Below are 16,161 nucleotides of genomic sequence, written 5' to 3'. Positions count from 1 at the left end.
CCTCCCACATTGTTTACTGCGTTATGCCTGTTCCAGGTGTGCGAGGCGCTCTTCAAGCGCCGCGATCCGCGCTTCCAGCTCTTCTATGCGGTCTGCAGACACGCCCGCCCCACGCTCCACCGGATTCCCCCGCGCCGCGATGATCACCTCGATGTCCGCCGGGTCCCCCAGTGCATGGGTGTAGCGATCTTCACGCTGCCCCGCCTGGCGCGGTACCAGCAGCGCCAGTCCGCGTGCAATCAGGCGTTCCAGCTGGTGCACCACCTGCTCGGCATCTTCGAAGTCATGCATGCGCCCGCTGCGGGTCAGCAGCTCGTTGACGGTCTGCGGGCCACGCAAAAACAGCAAGCCGATCAGGATCACCTGGGCCGGCACCAGCTCCAGCGCCTTGTCTACACGGTGTTCCCAGCGGTCGGCGCGGCTGCCCATCACCAGGCGGGTAAAGCCTTGGCCTTCCAGAGCGCGAAGGCTTTGCCCGACCTGGCCCTGGCTGAGGTTTGTCACCGGCTCACGGCTGGTCTTCTGGTTGCAGGCCAGCACCAGGGCGTTGAGGGTCAGGGGGTAGGTTTCCGGGTTGGTCGCCTGTTTTTCGATCAGGCAGCCCAGAATGCGGATTTCCGTGCTGTTCAGGCGCGGCTCAGGGGTGTCGGTGTCGTGCTCGGCGGTCATCGCGCTTTCCCTATGCAGTGAAGGCCACTAGCCTAATCCTGAAAAAATAAAAGACAAGCCGCAGGCATGGCTATAATCGCCGCTGGTTCCAACCCTGCCATTACCGATGAGACTGTCATGACTATTTCCCTGTACGCCGCCTCCATCCCAGTCTTCAAGCAAATGCTCAACGCCTTGAGCGATGTGCTGAACAAGGCTGAAGCCCACGCCACCGCCAAGAACATCGAACCCAACGCCCTGCTGCAAGCGCGTCTGTTCCCGGACATGTTCGCGCTGGTGCGCCAGGTGCAGATCGCCGTCGACTTCGCCAAGGGCGTTTCTGCGCGCCTGGCCGAGATCGAAGTGCCTAAATACGAAGACAGCGAAGTGACCTTCGCCGACCTTCAAGCGCTGATCGCCAAGGTCCTGGCATTTGTCGACACCATCAAGCCTGAGCAAGTCGACGGCAAGGAAGGTATCGAGATCATCACCCGCCCAGGCACCCCGAAAGAGAAGCGCTTCAGCGGCCAGTCCTACCTGCTGACCTACGGCCTGCCGCAATTCTTCTTCCACGTCACCACCGCGTACGCCTTGCTGCGCCACAACGGTGTGGAAGTGGGCAAGCGTGACTACATGGGCGCTTTCTAAGCCTCCAGCCATAAAAAAGCCCGGTGTGGTTCACTCAAGAACCACACCGGGCTTTTTTGTCAGCGGCGTTTAAGCCGGCTGTTCTTCCTTGCCCAGGCATGCGGCGGCGGTGAACAGCACGTCGGTGGACGAGTTGAGCGCGGTCTCCGCCGAATCCTGCAGCACGCCGATGATGAAACCGACGGCCACCACCTGCATGGCGACTTCACTCGGGATGCCAAACAGGCTGCACGCCAGCGGAATCAGCAACAGCGAGCCACCGGCCACACCCGAAGCGCCACAGGCACACACGGCCGCGACCACGCTGAGCAGCACGGCGGTCGGCAGGTCGACGTTGATGCCCAAGGTGTGCACCGCCGCCAGGGTCAGCACGGTGATGGTAATCGCAGCACCGGCCATGTTGATGGTGGCGCCCAGCGGGATCGACACCGAGTAGGTGTCTTCATGCAGGCCCAGGCGCTTGCTCAATGCCAGGTTGACCGGGATGTTCGCCGCCGAACTGCGGGTGAAGAACGCCGTGATGCCGCTCTCGCGCAGGCACATCAGCACCAGTGGGTACGGGTTGCGGCGCAGTTTCCAGAACACGATGGCCGGGTTGATCACCAAGGCCACAAACAGCATGCAGCCGATCAGCACCAGCAGCAGGTGCGCATAGCCGAGCAGCGCGCCGAAACCGGAAGTGGCCAGGGTCGACGCCACGAGGCCGAAGATACCCAGCGGGGCGAAGCGGATCACCACGCGCACGATCAGGGTCACGCCGTTGGACAGGTCATCCAGCACGGTGCGGGTGGTTTCGCCCGCATGGCGAATGGCGACGCCCATGCCGATGGCCCAGGCCAGGATGCCAATGAAGTTGGCGTTCATCAGCGCACTGATCGGGTTGTCCACCACGCTGAGCAGCAGGCTTTGCATGACCTCGCCGATACCGCCGGGAGCGCTGACGGCGGCGTCATGGGTGACGAGTACCAGCGTCGAGGGAAACCACATGCTCGCAACCACCGCCACCACGGCGGCTGCGAATGTGCCCAGCAAATACAGGAACAGAATCGGTTTGATATGGGTTTCCTGGCCGTGTTTATGGTTGGCGATGGAGGCCATCACCAGCACAAACACCAAGATTGGCGCGACGGCCTTGAGCGCGGCGACAAACAGTTTGCCGATAAACCCGGTGGCCTTGGCGGCTTCAGGTAACAACAACGCCAGTAGAATGCCAGCGATCAGACCGATGACGATTTGCGTGACCAGGCTGACGCGTGTCAGCCGTTGGAAGAGGGAAGGGGCAGCAGTCATAAACAGTTGTCTCTAGTTTTTTTAGTAGGACGCAGCATTGCAGGCGAAAGCGCCGTAGGAAGCAGGCGCGAAGTCTAGCATGCTGTAGGACGGGTCCCGTTTGGTGCGGCATTCCGTCACCCGCGCCCATGGGCCTTGGTCAAATCCGGACACACTCTGTTAAGATTCATCCCTCTCACCTTTCCTATCCGTCAGCGGGCCCTTCGGGCTGTCGTTGATGTCGTTGTTTCTGGAGTTTTCATGCTGTTTCCCATCCTGCTGCTGTCAGCCGCCGGCTTTACCGTGCTGACCACGGAATTCATCATCGTCGGTCTGTTGCCGTCGATTGCCCGCGACTTGAGCGTCAGCGTGTCCCAGGCGGGGCTGCTGGTGACGCTGTTCGCGTTCACCGTGGCAGCTTTCGGGCCGTTTCTGACGGCCTACTGCGCTCGTTTCCCACGCAAGCGCCTGTTTATCACCATCCTGATCATGTTCGCGGTGGCCAATACTGTGGCGGCGCTGGCGCCGAATATCTGGGTAATGGCCGTGGCGCGGCTGATCCCGGCCCTGGGCTTGCCGGTATTCTGGGCCTTGGCCAGTGAAACGGCGGTAGACATCGTGGGCCCGGAATATGCCGGGCGTGCCATCGAAAAAATCGGCTTCGGCATAGTCTGCGCCACGGTGTTCGGCATCCCGGTGGGCACGCTGATTTCCGATATGTTCGGCTGGCGCATCGCGTTCGCCATCCTGGCGGGGGTGGCGTTGGCCAAGGCCTTGCTGCTGTTTATCTACCTGCCGGTGACAAAACCCAAGCACGACGAAGTGACACTGCGCTCGCAGTTCAAGATCCTGCGCAACCCGTTGATGCAGGGCCATATCCTGCTGTCGATCCTGGTGTTCAGCGGCATGTTCACCGCTTACACCTATTTGGCCGACATCCTTGAGCGCCTGGCCGGGTTCGATGGCACATTGGTGGGTTGGTGCCTGATGGGCTTTGGTGCGGTCGGATTGATCGGCAACTCTTTGGGCGGTCGCGCGGTGGATCGCCACCCGTTGATCGCGTCGATGGTGTTCTGCGGCTTTATGATCGCCGGCATGGTGGCATTGGTCCCGGCGATTCATTCCACCGTTGGCCTGGCTGCGGCGATGGCGGTGTGGGGCGTGACCCAGGCGGCGATGTTCCTGGTCAGCCATGTGCGGTTGATGAAGGCCGCGCCCCATGCGCCAGCGTTTGCCGCGTCGCTGAACATTGCCGGGGCCAACCTGGGGATTGGCTTGGGCGCGTTGGTCGGCGGGCATGTGATCGACACCTTGGGCCTGGGCAGCCTGGGTTTTGCCGCGTCCGGGTTTATCCTGGTGTCGATCTTGCTGGCGCTGTGGCTGATGACCGCCAAACAACCGGTCGCGTCCAGGGCCTGAGCCGTCAAGGCAGGGCGGTAAACAACTCGCGCCTTGCGCCCTCGGTAATCGCCACGATGCCGGGGTGCTTGACCTTGCGCTCCACCGAGATCGCGTAGAACGACTCGGTGACCGCGTCAGTCTGGCCAATCAACGCGACGCCATATTGGCGCACCACCTCCTCGGCGATCACGCTGGGGGCGATAAAAATCCCGCTGCCGGATTGGCCAAATGCCTGCATCAGGGCGCTGTCGTCGAACTCGCCGATGATCTTCGGCTGGATCTGCTGTTCGGCGAACCAGCGTTGCAAGCGGCTGCGCACCACCGTCTCCGCGCCCGGAATCAATAGCGGCGCGCCATGCAGGCACTGTGGGAAATCGCCGCCATGTTGGTCAGCCAACGCCTGAGTAGCGAAGAAGCTGATGCCACATTCCCCCAGTTTCTGGCTGTAGCCCTTGATATCCAAGTGCGACGGCATGGGGCTGTCGGAAATCACCAGGTCCAGGCGCTGGATCGCCAGGTCGGCCAATAAACGTTCGAGTTTGTCCTCGCGGCAGGTGATGCGCAGCGGCTCGCTCAGTTCCATGGTCGGCGCGATCAGGCGATAAACGATGGACTTGGGCACCACATCCGCCACGCCGACCCGGAACACAATCTGCTGCTCGTTGGGTTGCGCACGCAGCATCGCTTCCAATTCATTACCGGTCTGGAACATCTGCTCGGCATAGGGCAGGGCCTGGCGCCCGGCCTCGGTCAGCTCCAGCTGGCGGCCGACCCGTTGAAACAGCGCGATACCAAAGGTTTGCTCCAGCAGGCTGATCTGCCCGCTGATGGTCTGGGGCGTCAGGTTGAGTTGCTCGCAGGCGCGCACAATGCTGCCGGTCTTGGCCACAACCCAGAAGTAGTGCAATTGTCGATAATTGAGCATCGCCGCCATCACTTCGTAAAAACCGAAGTATACGCGAGAAAAATACGAATTTTCCTGAAGTGTTCCCCTGCATAAAATGCCTCGCTATCGCGGGGCCACTATTTGGACCCAATGGTTCTAACGAGGAATACATCATGAAACTCAATTCCCTGGGCGCGGCGTCGTTGCTTGCGCTTTCATTGGTAGTGATCAGCGGTTGCGATCAGGTCGAGAAAAGCGCGCAACAGGTGTTGGGCAAAGCCACCGAGTCGGCCAAGCAAGCCATCGATGACACCCACAAGGCCGCCGAGCAGGCATTGAGTGAAGCGACACAAGGCCTGATCAGCCCGCAGAAAAAGGACGATCAGGAAGAAAAAGAGTCTGACTCCAACAGTAAAGAAGCTTAATTTCCCGGCACAACCTCAGGACTGACCTATGGATTACCTTTTACAACTGGCCGCCAGCCCCACCGCCTGGGTTGCACTGGCCACCTTGATCGTCATGGAAATCGTGCTGGGCATCGATAACCTGATCTTTATCTCGATCCTCACCAACAAACTACCTGAGCAGCACCGGGCCAAGGCACGACGCATCGGCATCAGCATGGCGCTGATATTGCGCCTGGGCCTGTTGAGCACCATCGCGTTCATCGTGCAGTTGACGGCGCCGGTGTTCGAAGTGCTCGGCCAGGCGTTTTCGTGGAAGGACATGATCCTGATCGCCGGCGGCTTGTTCCTGGTGTGGAAGGCCACCACCGAGATCCATCACAGCATGGACCCGGAGCCGGAAGAGAAAGCATCGGTTGGCAACACCGTGGCCATCGGCTTCGCCGCGGCGATCGGGCAGATCCTGTTGCTCGACCTGGTGTTCTCCATCGACAGCATCATTACCGCCGTGGGCATGACCGAGCACTTGCCGATCATGATCATTGCCGTGGTGACGTCGGTGATCGTGATGCTGGTGGCGGCTGAACCGCTGGCCAAGTTCATCAACGACAACCCGACCGTGGTGATGCTGGCCCTGGGCTTCCTGATCATGATCGGCATGACGCTGATCGCCGAAGGCTTCGGCGCCCATGTGCCTAAAGGCTACGTGTACGCGGCCATGGCCTTCTCGGCGGCCATCGAGTGCTTGAACATCGCACGACGTAACCGCCACAAGCGTTTGCTCGCTGCCCGCCAGTAACCGCAGAAACCTGAAAGCCGGCTGTGCTCACAAGAGCCCAGCCGGCTTTTTGCTGTCTGGTAGAATCCCCACACTTGATACCGTGAGGTCCTACATGAACGAGCCGATTCGTCTTACCCAATACAGCCATGGCGCGGGGTGCGGATGCAAGATATCGCCCCAAGTATTGGAAGTGATTCTCGCCGGCAGCGGCGCCCAGAACCTCGACCCCAACCTGTGGGTTGGCAATGCCTCGCGTGACGATGCGGCGGTGTACGCCATCGACGACGAGCGCGGCGTGGTCTCCACCACTGATTTTTTCATGCCGATTGTCGATGACCCCTTCGACTTCGGCCGCATCGCCGCCACCAATGCCATCAGTGACATCTACGCCATGGGCGGCGACCCGCTGATGGCCATCGCCATTCTCGGCTGGCCGGTGAACGTGCTGGCGCCCGAGATTGCCCGGGAAGTGATCCGTGGTGGCCGCTCGGTGTGCGACGCCGCCGGCATCCCCCTGGCGGGCGGCCACTCCATCGACGCGCCGGAGCCCATCTTCGGCCTGGCCGTGACCGGCATCGTGCAAAAGCGCCATATGAAGCGCAACGACACGGCCACTGCCGGCTGCCAGTTGTACCTGACCAAGCCGCTGGGCATCGGCATCCTCACCACTGCCGAAAAGAAGGGCAAGCTGCGCGAGGCCGACATCGGCCTGGCCCGCGACTGGATGTGCACCCTCAACAAACCCGGCAGCCGCTTCGGCAAGCTGGCCGGCGTAACGGCCATGACCGATGTCACCGGTTTCGGCCTGTTGGGCCATCTGGTGGAAATGGCTGACGGCAGTGGCCTGACCGCACGCATCGAATATGAAAAAGTCCCACGGCTGCCGGGGGTCGAGTACTACCTGGACCAGGGCTGTGTGCCCGGTGGCACGTTGCGCAACTTCGACAGCTACGCCAGCAAGCTCGGGCGCGTGCAGGAGCTGCACAAGCGCGTGCTGTGCGACCCGCAGACCAGCGGCGGGCTGCTGATCGCCGTCACCCCTGAGGGCGACGCCGAGTTCCACGTCGTGGCGGCGGAACTGGGCCTGAGCCTGGCGCCGATCGGCGTTCTGGTTGAGCGACAGACCAACGCGGTAGAGGTGTTTTGATGGCAACTGACATCACCGATTACCGCGACATTTTCCTCAACGACCGGCCGATGATGGATACCCGCGCGCCGGTGGAATTCGTCAAGGGCGCGTTCCCCGGCGTGGTCAACCTGCCGTTGATGAACGATGACGAGCGCCAGCGCATCGGCACCTGCTACAAGCAGCAAGGGCAGCAGGCGGCTATCGTCCTTGGCCATCAGTTGGTCAGTGGCAAAGTGCTTGAAGAGCGACTGGCGCGTTGGACGGCGTTTGCCCAGGCCAACCCGGACGGTTACCTGTATTGCTTCCGGGGCGGGCTGCGCTCGCAATTGGTGAAACAGGTGCTCAAGGACGAGTCGGGGATCGACTATCCCCGGGTCGGCGGTGGCTATAAGGCCATGCGCACGTTCCTGCTGGATACCGTGGACCAGGCGGTCGAACAGTGTGATTTCGTGTTGTTGGGCGGCTTGACCGGCAGCGGCAAGACCGAGGTCATCAATCAGCTGAACAATGGACTGGACCTGGAAGGCCACGCCAATCACCGTGGTTCCAGCTTTGGCAAGCGCGCCACCGGCCAGCCATCCAATATCGACTTCGAAAACCGCCTGGCAGTGGACGTTCTGAAAAAGCGCGCACAGGGCATCGAGCAGTTTGTGCTTGAGGATGAAAGCCGCATGATTGGCAGTTGTGCCTTGCCGCTGAACCTGCATCGAGGCATGCAGGTGTATCCGATGGTGTGGTTGGAAGAGAGCCTGGAAAACCGCGTCGAGCGGGTATTGCGCGAGTACGTGACTGACCTGTGCGCGCAGTTCAATACGGCGTTTGGCGAGTCGGGTTTCGAACGGTTCGCCGAGCGGCTGACCCAGAGTCTGGCCAATATCCACAAGCGTCTGGGCGGCGAGCGCTATCAGCGTTTGCATGCGCTTATGCAAGATGCCTTGGCCGAGCAGGCTCGCAGCGGCAGTGTGGACTTGCATCGGGGTTGGATCGTCGGGCTGCGCGAGTATTACGATCCGATGTACGCCTTTCAACGTGAGAAGAAAGGCGCACGGATTGAGTTCTCTGGGGAGCACACAGCAGTGGTGGAGTATTTGCGCGAACGTGGGGCTCGGCGCGGCTGATCGATTGGCTTCAACTCAAAGAATGACCGCCCCGATCAACCCACACACCACGCCCACCAGCATGGTCAACCCGGCCACCGTCACCAGCACCCGCGCATCGAAATCCTTGCGCAGCATCAACAGCGACGGCAGGCTCACGCTCGGCAGGGTCATCAGCAAGGCCACGGCCGGGCCGGTGCCCATGCCCAGCGCCATCATGGTTTGTACGATGGGGATTTCAGCCGCTGTAGGAATTACAAACAGCGTGCCGACAATCGCCAGTGGCACCAACCACACCAGGCTATTGGCCATGGCGCCGTCGACATGGGGGAACAGCCATACCCGCGCCGCGCCCAAGACCAGCACCGCCAGGATGTAGATCGGGATCGTGTTCCAGAACAGCTGCCACAACGTGCGCAGCCAACGGCTCAGGAATGGTTGCGACTCCGTGTTGCTGACTTCGGCTACAGCCTCCAACGCCGCTTCCGGCACCTGATCCGGCCGGGCAATACGCTGGGCCACCAGCGACACACCCACCACCAACACAATGCCCGCCACCAACCGCAACGCGGTAAAGCCCCAGCCCAGCACAAAGCCCATGAACACCAGGGTGGCCGGATTCAGCACCGGGTTGGCAATCCAGAAGGCCAGCGCCGCGCCTACCGACACCTGCTGGCGGCGCATGCCCGCCGCCACCGGTGCGGCGCAGCAACTGCACATCATGCCTGGCAAGGCGAACAGCCCGCCGCGCACGGTCGAGCCCAGGCCGGCGCGGCCGAACAGACGCAGCAGCCAGTCACGGGGGATCAGCACTTGCAGCAGGGAGCCAAGGATCACCGCCAGCACCGCGGCTTTCCAGATCGCCAGGAAATACACCTGGGCATAGGCCAGCGCTGCCGCCAGTGGCGAGCTTTGTTGATCGTTGAGAATCGAGGCGCCGATGCTGTGATTGTCGGCCGCGACAAACGCCTTGAAGTAGTAGGGCGACCACTTCACGTAATAGAGGCCCACGCAGGCCACCAAGAGGAACAGCGCTGGTTTCCACCAGAACGACCAGCCCCGGACGGGCTGGGTGGAGGAGAGGTTAGACATGCTGATGATCCGCCGATGAGTCAATAGCGACGCATCATACGCTGTCAGCTATCAGCACTCACCTGTGTTGGTTCCGGGCAGCTTTCATCGCCGTCGTTCAAGCCCTGCTTGTAGTTGCGGCTTAGCAGCGAGGCCTTGCCGTTGTGCCAGGTCAGCGTCAGCACATAGAGCGTGTCGTAGTCACTGCCGGACCAGTCGTCGGTAATCGTGTGTTTTTCGCCGGACGCTTCACTCGCCACCTTGTTGATCAGCTCCGGCAGGTAGCCGTGGGACCAGGCGGTGTAGATGGTGGCGTTGTGGTATTTGTCTTCGACCAGCTCATCGGCGAGGTCGCTGGTGTCATTTGCGGAGAACTTGATGTTCACCGGCAGGCCCAATTTGATGGCGCTGGGGCTGATGGTCATCAGTGGGCGAATGTAGCTGTAGGAATTGTCCAGCTCACCTTCCTCGACATTGCGTGTCGGATTGGCAGCAAACACAAAGTTGGCCTTGCCGAACTTTTCCGGCAGCAGGGTTGCCAGGTTCATTGCGCGGTTCAAGCCCTGGCAATTGAGCTGGCCGAGGCCGCCGGCAGGTTTTTCGCCGTGGCGCAGGAACACCAGGGTCTGCACACCATCCACAGGCTGGGCGCGGCTTTCACGGGCGTCGAGGGCAGCAACCATGGCACCGCTGACCAGCAGCAGCGGCAACATGATGTAGGAATAGCGTTTGAGTCGTTGCACAAGGCGCAGAGGCTTGATCGTCATTATAGGTTCGAGTCTTCGTGCGTCACGTTAAGGCGGACAAGCCTGGCCCCAGTGACGCCGGGGCGTCCTGCGGTGTTCCCTGTCGGTATAGCGAGGCGCCTCCATTCACCGTTTTTAGCGCACTTAAGAGTGCACGCGGGCGTATTGGTTCGCCCACGCGGGATAATAGCCCGCTGATGTTGCGCATTGATGACCCATGCAGGACACCGGGTACATGGCTATCATGGGGACTTTCTGCCTAGCCAGGGACTTACCGATGAACCCACTCGCCGCGTTCCCGATTAATAGCAAATGGCCCGCCCAGCACCCCGAGCGCCTGCAACTGTACTCGTTGCCTACGCCCAACGGGGTAAAAGTCTCGATCATGCTTGAAGAGTTAGGCCTGCCCTATGAGGCACACAAGGTCAGTTTCGAGACCCAGGACCAGCTGTCCCCTGAGTTCCTGTCCCTGAATCCGAACAACAAAATCCCCGCGATCATCGACCCCGATGGCCCAGCCGGCCAGCCTTTGGCGCTGTTTGAGTCCGGCGCGATCCTGATCTACCTGGCAGAAAAAACCAGCCAGTTGCTCTCCGAAGATCCGGCGACACGTTATGAAACGATTCAATGGCTGATGTTCCAGATGGGCGGCATCGGCCCGATGTTTGGCCAGTTGGGGTTTTTCAACAAATTCGCCGGCAAGGCCTACGAAGACAAGCGTCCCCGCGACCGCTACGCCGCTGAATCCCGTCGCTTGCTCGAAGTGCTGGAAAAACGCCTGCTCGGTCGCACCTGGATCATGGGTGATGACTACAGCATCGCCGACATTGCTACCTTCCCGTGGATTCGCAACCTGATTGGCTTTTATGAGTCGGGCGATATCGTCGGCATTGCCGACTTCCCTAACGTACTGCGTGCGCTGGACGGCTTTGTGGCCCGGCCGGCAGTGATCCGTGGTCTGAGTATTCCGAGCTGAAGCATGCCGACTTTCGATTTCAAACAACTGGATGTCTTCAGCCGCGTGTCCCTCAAGGGCAACCCGCTGGCGGTGGTCCTGGGTGCCGATAGCCTCAGCGACCAGCAGATGGCGGACTTCGCCAAGTGGACCAATCTCAGTGAAACCACGTTTTTACTGACGCCGCGCGACCCTCGGGCTGACTACCGAGTGAGAATTTTCACCACCTTGCAGGAGCTGCCATTTGCCGGGCACCCGACGCTGGGCAGTTGCCACGCGTGGCTGACGGCGGGTGGGGTGGCCAAAGGCGAGGAGATCGTCCAGGAGTGCGAAATCGGCCTGGTGCGTATCCGTCGTCAAGGCGATGAGCTGGCGTTTATAGCGCCGCCGTTGTTGCGTTCCGGCGCAGTGGAGGACGATGTGTTGGAGCGTGTGCGCCTGGGGCTGGGCCTGGAGCCGGACCGTATCCTACGCAGCCAGTGGGTCGACAATGGCGCAGGGTGGCTCGTGGTGATGTTGGCGGATCGTGATCAGGTCCTGGCGTTACAGCCGGATTATTCACAGTTTATGGGGCTGGCCGTTGGCGTGATTGCCCCCTGTGACCCTGCGCGGGACGATGTGGATACCCAGTTTGAAGTGCGTGGTTTTGTCGCAGGCGACGGCGCGCCGGAAGATCCGGCCACGGGCAGCCTGAATGCTGGCGTCGCCCAATGGCTGCTGGCGCAAGGCCTCGCGCCGGAGCGCTATGTGGTCAGCCAAGGCACGGCGATGGGGCGGGCGGGGCGTATCAGCGTCGAGCGCCAGGGCGAGGAAATCTGGATCGGCGGTGCCGTTGCGGTGTGCATCGAAGGGCGTCTACAGCTCTAGATCAATACATTATTGCGAGCGCCGCAATACACTGTTGGCCCCTTGGTATTTGTGCTGCCGGGGCCTGTGGGCATAAGCTTTCGCCCCAAAGTTTGAGTCTTTATGTCAGGAAAACCATGACCAGCCAGTTCCCCCAAGCCCGCCCACGCCGCCTGCGCCGCTCTCCGGAGCTGCGTGGTTTGTTCCAGGAAACCGAGTTCACCCTCAACGATCTGGTGCTGCCGATCTTCGTCGAAGAAGAAATCGACGACTTCGTGCCGATCACCAGCATGCCCGGTGTGCAGCGTATCCCCGAGAAGAAGCTCGCCGCCGAGATCGAGCGTTATGCCCGTGCCGGTATCAAGTCGGTGATGACCTTCGGTGTGTCTCATCACCTGGATGCCAACGGTAGCGACACCTGGAAAGAACGCGGTCTGGTCTCGCGCATGTCCTCGATCATCAAGGACGCCGTGCCGGAAATGATCGTGATGTCCGACACCTGCTTCTGCGAATACACCGACCACGGCCACTGCGGCGTGATGCACGGCGCCCACGTCGACAACGACGCGACCCTGGTCAACCTCGGCAAACAAGCCGTGGCCGCAGCCCGCGCCGGCGCCGACGTGATCGCCCCGTCGGCCGCCATGGACGGCCAGGTCCAGGCCATCCGCCGCGCCCTGGATGACGCCGGTTTCACCCATATCCCGATCATGGCCTACTCCACCAAATTCGCCTCGGCCCTCTACGGCCCCTTCCGTGAAGCTGGCGGCAGCGCCCTCAAGGGCGACCGCAAAAGCTACCAGATGAACCCCATGAACCGCCGCGAAGCCGTGCGTGAATCGCTGCTCGACGAACAGGAAGGCGCGGATGCACTCATGGTCAAACCGGCCGGTGCCTACCTCGACATCATCCGCGACATCCGCGAAGCCTCACGCCTGCCAGTGGCGGCGTACCAGGTGAGCGGTGAATACGCGATGATCAAGTTTGGTGCCCAGGCAGGGGCGATTGATGAGGATCGAGTGGTGCGCGAGACGTTGGGGTCGATCAAGCGGGCGGGGGCGGATTTAATCTTTACGTACTTTGCGATGGATTTGGCGTTGGCGGGGATTTAAGGACATCGTTTCTCCCCTGTGGCGAGCTGGCTTGTCACAGGGGGAGGGGCAATCATGACTCAGTTAAATTTTTCATAATCTTGAGCACCTAATGACACCAACCATTTCCTGAAGAAATCTATTTGTTCCTGTGGGTCATTTGTTAGGTTCTCCTCTTCGTAGTCAAACAAATGGACTATGTCGTCGTTGGTAGCTTGCTGACCTAAAGTCATTTCGTATGCGACGAGTCCCGCGCTCATCTGAGAGGCCATTCTTGAAGGTTTAACGTTTATTTTTGCCCCTTTGCATAAAAAGGTTATATGCGGGAAGTCTGCCCGGATTTTCGCGAAGCAAATATATAGGTCATGCCCTTCATAAACCTTGGCAAAATTGTCGGCCTCTGAAAATGTCATGGTGAGCTTCGCTGGGTCATATTTTATGGTGACCTGCTTGTGTTCTTTGTTGATTATTGCTTTTATATTTTTAGTTTTCATTTTATTTCCTGTTGGGGTTTGGTATGGAGTATCCGACGTAAGTTCCATCAGGTTTTACTGGGGTGGCGCCTAATATATCCTCTGTGTCGATTTTGTTATGGATAGCGAACTCTAGTTCTTTCGGGTACGGCGCCTGCTTTCCTAGTTCTGTATTTATATCATGCCCCTCAATACTCTTAAGCGTGTACAAGTAGCCTTTTTTATCTCCGTAGCTGGTAGCAAAAGTGATCCCGACTGCTCTGGATGGCGATGTGCTTATGAAGTTGCTGGGAGGGTCATTGCTGTCAATTGCGTGTAGGTATAAATCTTCGCTATAACCCTTGCTTTTAAAGCCATTCTTGAATGCCTCTTCTGGAGGGATTTTGTCCCCGCGAAAAAGATACTCTTCGTCATTTTGCGAAGTTGGAAGGTTGGGTTCTGATTTTTTACTTAATGCTTGAGCTGAAGGATCTTCAACGCCTAAGGATGGTTCGCATCCTACCGTACCAGGGCATCTGTTCAGTCCCAGCGGATCGACCCACCCCGTCGGATTGGGTACGTACTGGTACGCGTTGATCCCACCCGCCAACTTCACCGGGTCCGGCGTCAGGTAGCGACCAACATCTGGATTGTAGTAGCGATGACGGTTGTAGTGCAGCCCGCTTTCTTGATCAAAGTACTGACCCTGGAAGCGCAGCGGGTTGTCGATTTTACCTTTGTCGAGACGACTGATCTGGCCGTAGGCGCGGTAGTGCGCGGACCAGACGATTTCGCCGTCTGGGTCGGTGAGTTCCTGCGGCGTGCCGAGGTGGTCGAGTTGGTAGTGGTAGGGCTGGGTTTCGGTTGGGCCAAAGCCTTCCAGCAACGCCAACGGGCGGAAGCTATCGGGTTCGTAAAGGTAGCTGCGGTGGCGATCTGCATGGTGTTCGGCAATCAGCTTGTCGCCTTGCCAGAAAAACTCCGTCGTTACGCCTTCAATGGTCTTGCTGATACGCCGTCCAAACGGGTCGTAGCGGTAGCTGGCGGTTTTCCCGTTAGGCTGTGTGACGGCTATCAACCGGTGCTGGCAGTCATAGCGGTATTCGGTGACCAGTTGGTGACCTTTACCTCTGCGTTCACCGATCAGGTTGCCGAAGGCGTCGTAGTCGTAATGCCGGTCGCCCTGGATCATCAGGCGGTTGCCGGCGACGATGTCCGGGCCGGGGCGGTCTTGCATGAGCAGGTTGCCCGCCGGGTTGTGGTCGAAGCGCTCCTGCAGGTCTTGGGAGTGGTCGGCGCGGGTCAGGCGATTCAGTGGGTCGTAGTGGTAGTGATGGTCGCCTTTGCGGGTGTCGAGCAGGCGGGTGAGGTTGCCGGATTTGTCGTAGTCGTAGTGGCGTTGGAGCAGGTGTTGTTCTTGCTGCGTTACTGCATGGGCGTGCAGGCGGTGCTGGTCGTCGTAGTGGTAGTGGCTGAGCAGTTGGCCTTGTTGGCGCTGGTGTTCTTGACCGGCTTTGAAAAGGTGCGAGGTAAGGGTTTTACCGTTGAGTTCGACGGTGGCGAGGTGGCCGCCCTTGGCATGGTTGAACGCCACACGGTTGTTGTCCGGCAGGCGCAGGTGTTGAAGTTGGCCGCAGGCGTCGTAGCCGTAGCGCAAGGTGCCCCAGCCTTGGTGTTCGGCAGTGAGACGGTTTTGCGTGTCGTATTCGTAGGCCTGCGCCCAGTGACCGTCGTCGACGCTGAGGAGATTGCCTTGGCGGTCGTAGGCGTAATCGATTTTGTTGCCGTTTGGCAGGGTTTTTCTTACGAGACGGCCGGCGTGGTCGCGCTGGTAACGGGTGGTTAACTGACTACCATCGTCGCCGTGTTCAGTTTTTTCTCGCAGGTTGCCGTTGAGGTCGTAGACGTAGGCCGTGCGTTGCCCATCAAAGCCGATTTCCTGCTGGATCAGGCCGTTGGGGTGGTAATCCAGCCGGTAGGTTTCGCCAACTTCGTTTTCAATCTCGGTCAGCAGCAACCGCACGTTGTCGTAGCGGTACTTGACCTGGCTGCCGTCGGCATTGATGCGGCGGCTGATCAGGTGCAGGCCGTCGGCGTATTCGTAGCGGGTGACGTGGCCCAGTTCATCGCGTTCGGCGGTGATTTTTCCGTAGGGGTTGTAGCTGTATTCCCTGCACGCGCCGCCGGGCAGTACGAGGCGAGTCAGCCGACCGACAGCGTCCCACTGGTATTGGGTCAGCGCGCCTTGTTCATCCTCACGGGCAATCTGCCGGCCCAGGTCGTCGTAGCGATAGCGCTTGATGCCACCATTAGGCAGTTGCTCTTCAACCAGCTGGCCGCGGTCATTCCACACCAGCCGCTGGCAACTGTGATCGGGGTACCACGCCCCAATCAGTTGCCCGTATTTGTTGTAGCTATAGTCCGTCACATGACCGTCGGGATCGGTCCTGCGCGTCACGTCGCCCTGATCATTCCGCTCATATTTCCAAACCGCTGAGCCCCGCCTTACAACCCGTACGAACCCATTGTCATGCTCGTAGGATGTCGGCTCATCGTCCCCCGGAAACAACGCCACCAAGCGTCCGGCATCGTCGTACTGATACGCCGTCACTGCCCCGAGTGGGTCCTGCTCGACCGTCAGCCGACCCTTGTCATCGTAAGATTTGAAGTGCTCGGCACCGTCCGGATCAATGCGCTGCACCAGCCGTGCGCGGTCGTCATGGACATACACTTCCTG

At 60.0% G+C, this 16,161-nt stretch carries 16 protein-coding genes; 9 read left to right on the top strand and 7 right to left on the bottom strand.

Annotation, left to right across the window (positions count from 1 at the left end):
* Positions 1-21 precede the first annotated feature (21 nt).
* Positions 22-669: a YceH family protein gene (locus tag IQK56_RS28375; RefSeq protein WP_122305332.1), complete on the bottom strand. Its 648-nt coding sequence runs from the start codon at positions 667-669 to the stop codon at positions 22-24.
* Between the two features lie 117 nt (positions 670-786).
* On the opposite strand from IQK56_RS28375, the gene IQK56_RS28370 reads away from it, so the two are divergent.
* Positions 787-1,296, top strand: coding sequence for a DUF1993 domain-containing protein (locus IQK56_RS28370; RefSeq protein ID WP_032886679.1), 510 nt, complete (start codon positions 787-789; stop codon positions 1,294-1,296).
* Between the two features lie 69 nt (positions 1,297-1,365).
* On the opposite strand, the gene sstT is transcribed toward IQK56_RS28370, so the two are convergent.
* On the bottom strand, positions 1,366-2,586 hold the full coding sequence (sstT, locus tag IQK56_RS28365) for a serine/threonine transporter SstT (protein ID WP_122305333.1): 1,221 nt from the start codon (positions 2,584-2,586) through the stop codon (positions 1,366-1,368).
* A gap of 240 nt (positions 2,587-2,826) precedes the next feature.
* Here sstT and IQK56_RS28360 point away from each other — a divergent pair, with 240 nt between their 5' ends.
* Positions 2,827-3,984, top strand: a complete 1,158-nt coding sequence (locus IQK56_RS28360) for an MFS transporter (RefSeq protein ID WP_122305334.1) — start codon at positions 2,827-2,829, stop codon at positions 3,982-3,984.
* Positions 3,985-3,988: 4 nt separating this feature from the next.
* Here the strand turns inward: IQK56_RS28360 and nhaR are convergent, their stop codons facing one another.
* The gene (gene nhaR, locus IQK56_RS28355; protein ID WP_112194477.1) at positions 3,989-4,891 is read right to left on the bottom strand and encodes a transcriptional activator NhaR; all 903 of its coding nucleotides are present in this window, start codon (positions 4,889-4,891) and stop codon (positions 3,989-3,991) included.
* 134 nt (positions 4,892-5,025) lie between these two features.
* Between nhaR and IQK56_RS28350 the strand changes: the two genes are divergently transcribed.
* The 4 genes from IQK56_RS28350 (at position 5,026) to mnmH (ending at position 8,284) form a co-directional block, all read left to right on the top strand.
* Positions 5,026-5,277: a hypothetical protein gene (locus IQK56_RS28350; protein WP_112194479.1), complete on the top strand. Its 252-nt coding sequence runs from the start codon at positions 5,026-5,028 to the stop codon at positions 5,275-5,277.
* Between the two features lie 28 nt (positions 5,278-5,305).
* Entirely contained in the window at positions 5,306-6,055 is a 750-nt protein-coding gene (locus IQK56_RS28345) for a TerC family protein (protein WP_032886672.1), read from the top strand.
* Positions 6,056-6,149: 94 nt separating this feature from the next.
* Positions 6,150-7,184, top strand: a complete 1,035-nt coding sequence (gene selD / locus IQK56_RS28340; RefSeq protein ID WP_150677309.1) for a selenide, water dikinase SelD — start codon at positions 6,150-6,152, stop codon at positions 7,182-7,184.
* Positions 7,184-8,284, top strand: a complete 1,101-nt coding sequence (gene mnmH, locus IQK56_RS28335) for a tRNA 2-selenouridine(34) synthase MnmH (RefSeq protein WP_193861972.1) — start codon at positions 7,184-7,186, stop codon at positions 8,282-8,284. Before selD ends, mnmH begins: the two co-directional genes overlap by 1 nt.
* A gap of 15 nt (positions 8,285-8,299) precedes the next feature.
* Here mnmH and IQK56_RS28330 read toward each other — a convergent pair whose 3' ends face one another.
* Together IQK56_RS28330 and IQK56_RS28325 are read right to left on the bottom strand one after the other, a co-directional pair.
* Complete coding sequence (locus IQK56_RS28330) at positions 8,300-9,355, bottom strand: permease (RefSeq protein WP_122305338.1); 1,056 nt, start codon at positions 9,353-9,355, stop codon at positions 8,300-8,302.
* A gap of 44 nt (positions 9,356-9,399) precedes the next feature.
* A complete protein-coding gene (locus IQK56_RS28325; protein WP_122305339.1) occupies positions 9,400-10,101 on the bottom strand; it encodes a histidine phosphatase family protein in 702 nt (233 codons plus the stop codon).
* A gap of 256 nt (positions 10,102-10,357) precedes the next feature.
* Here IQK56_RS28325 and IQK56_RS28320 point away from each other — a divergent pair, with 256 nt between their 5' ends.
* The 3 genes from IQK56_RS28320 to hemB all read left to right on the top strand — a co-directional run bounded on the left by IQK56_RS28320 (position 10,358) and on the right by hemB (position 12,993).
* Positions 10,358-11,056, top strand: a complete 699-nt coding sequence (locus tag IQK56_RS28320; protein ID WP_150761778.1) for a glutathione S-transferase N-terminal domain-containing protein — start codon at positions 10,358-10,360, stop codon at positions 11,054-11,056.
* Between the two features lie 3 nt (positions 11,057-11,059).
* Positions 11,060-11,902, top strand: coding sequence for a PhzF family phenazine biosynthesis protein (locus IQK56_RS28315; protein ID WP_122305341.1), 843 nt, complete (start codon positions 11,060-11,062; stop codon positions 11,900-11,902).
* 116 nt (positions 11,903-12,018) lie between these two features.
* Positions 12,019-12,993, top strand: coding sequence for a porphobilinogen synthase (gene hemB / locus IQK56_RS28310; RefSeq protein ID WP_112194491.1), 975 nt, complete (start codon positions 12,019-12,021; stop codon positions 12,991-12,993).
* A gap of 59 nt (positions 12,994-13,052) precedes the next feature.
* Here hemB and IQK56_RS28305 read toward each other — a convergent pair whose 3' ends face one another.
* Positions 13,053-13,466, bottom strand: coding sequence for a hypothetical protein (locus IQK56_RS28305; protein ID WP_122305342.1), 414 nt, complete (start codon positions 13,464-13,466; stop codon positions 13,053-13,055).
* A gap of 1 nt (position 13,467) precedes the next feature.
* Positions 13,468-16,161, bottom strand: a 2,694-nt coding sequence (locus tag IQK56_RS28300) for an RHS repeat-associated core domain-containing protein (protein WP_193901908.1), incomplete at its 5' end; no start/stop codon positions are given.

The sequence above is a fragment of the Pseudomonas cyclaminis genome (assembly GCF_015163715.1).
GTDB lineage: Bacteria > Pseudomonadota > Gammaproteobacteria > Pseudomonadales > Pseudomonadaceae > Aquipseudomonas > Aquipseudomonas cyclaminis.
This window is presented reverse-complemented; position numbering and strand designations above follow the sequence as displayed.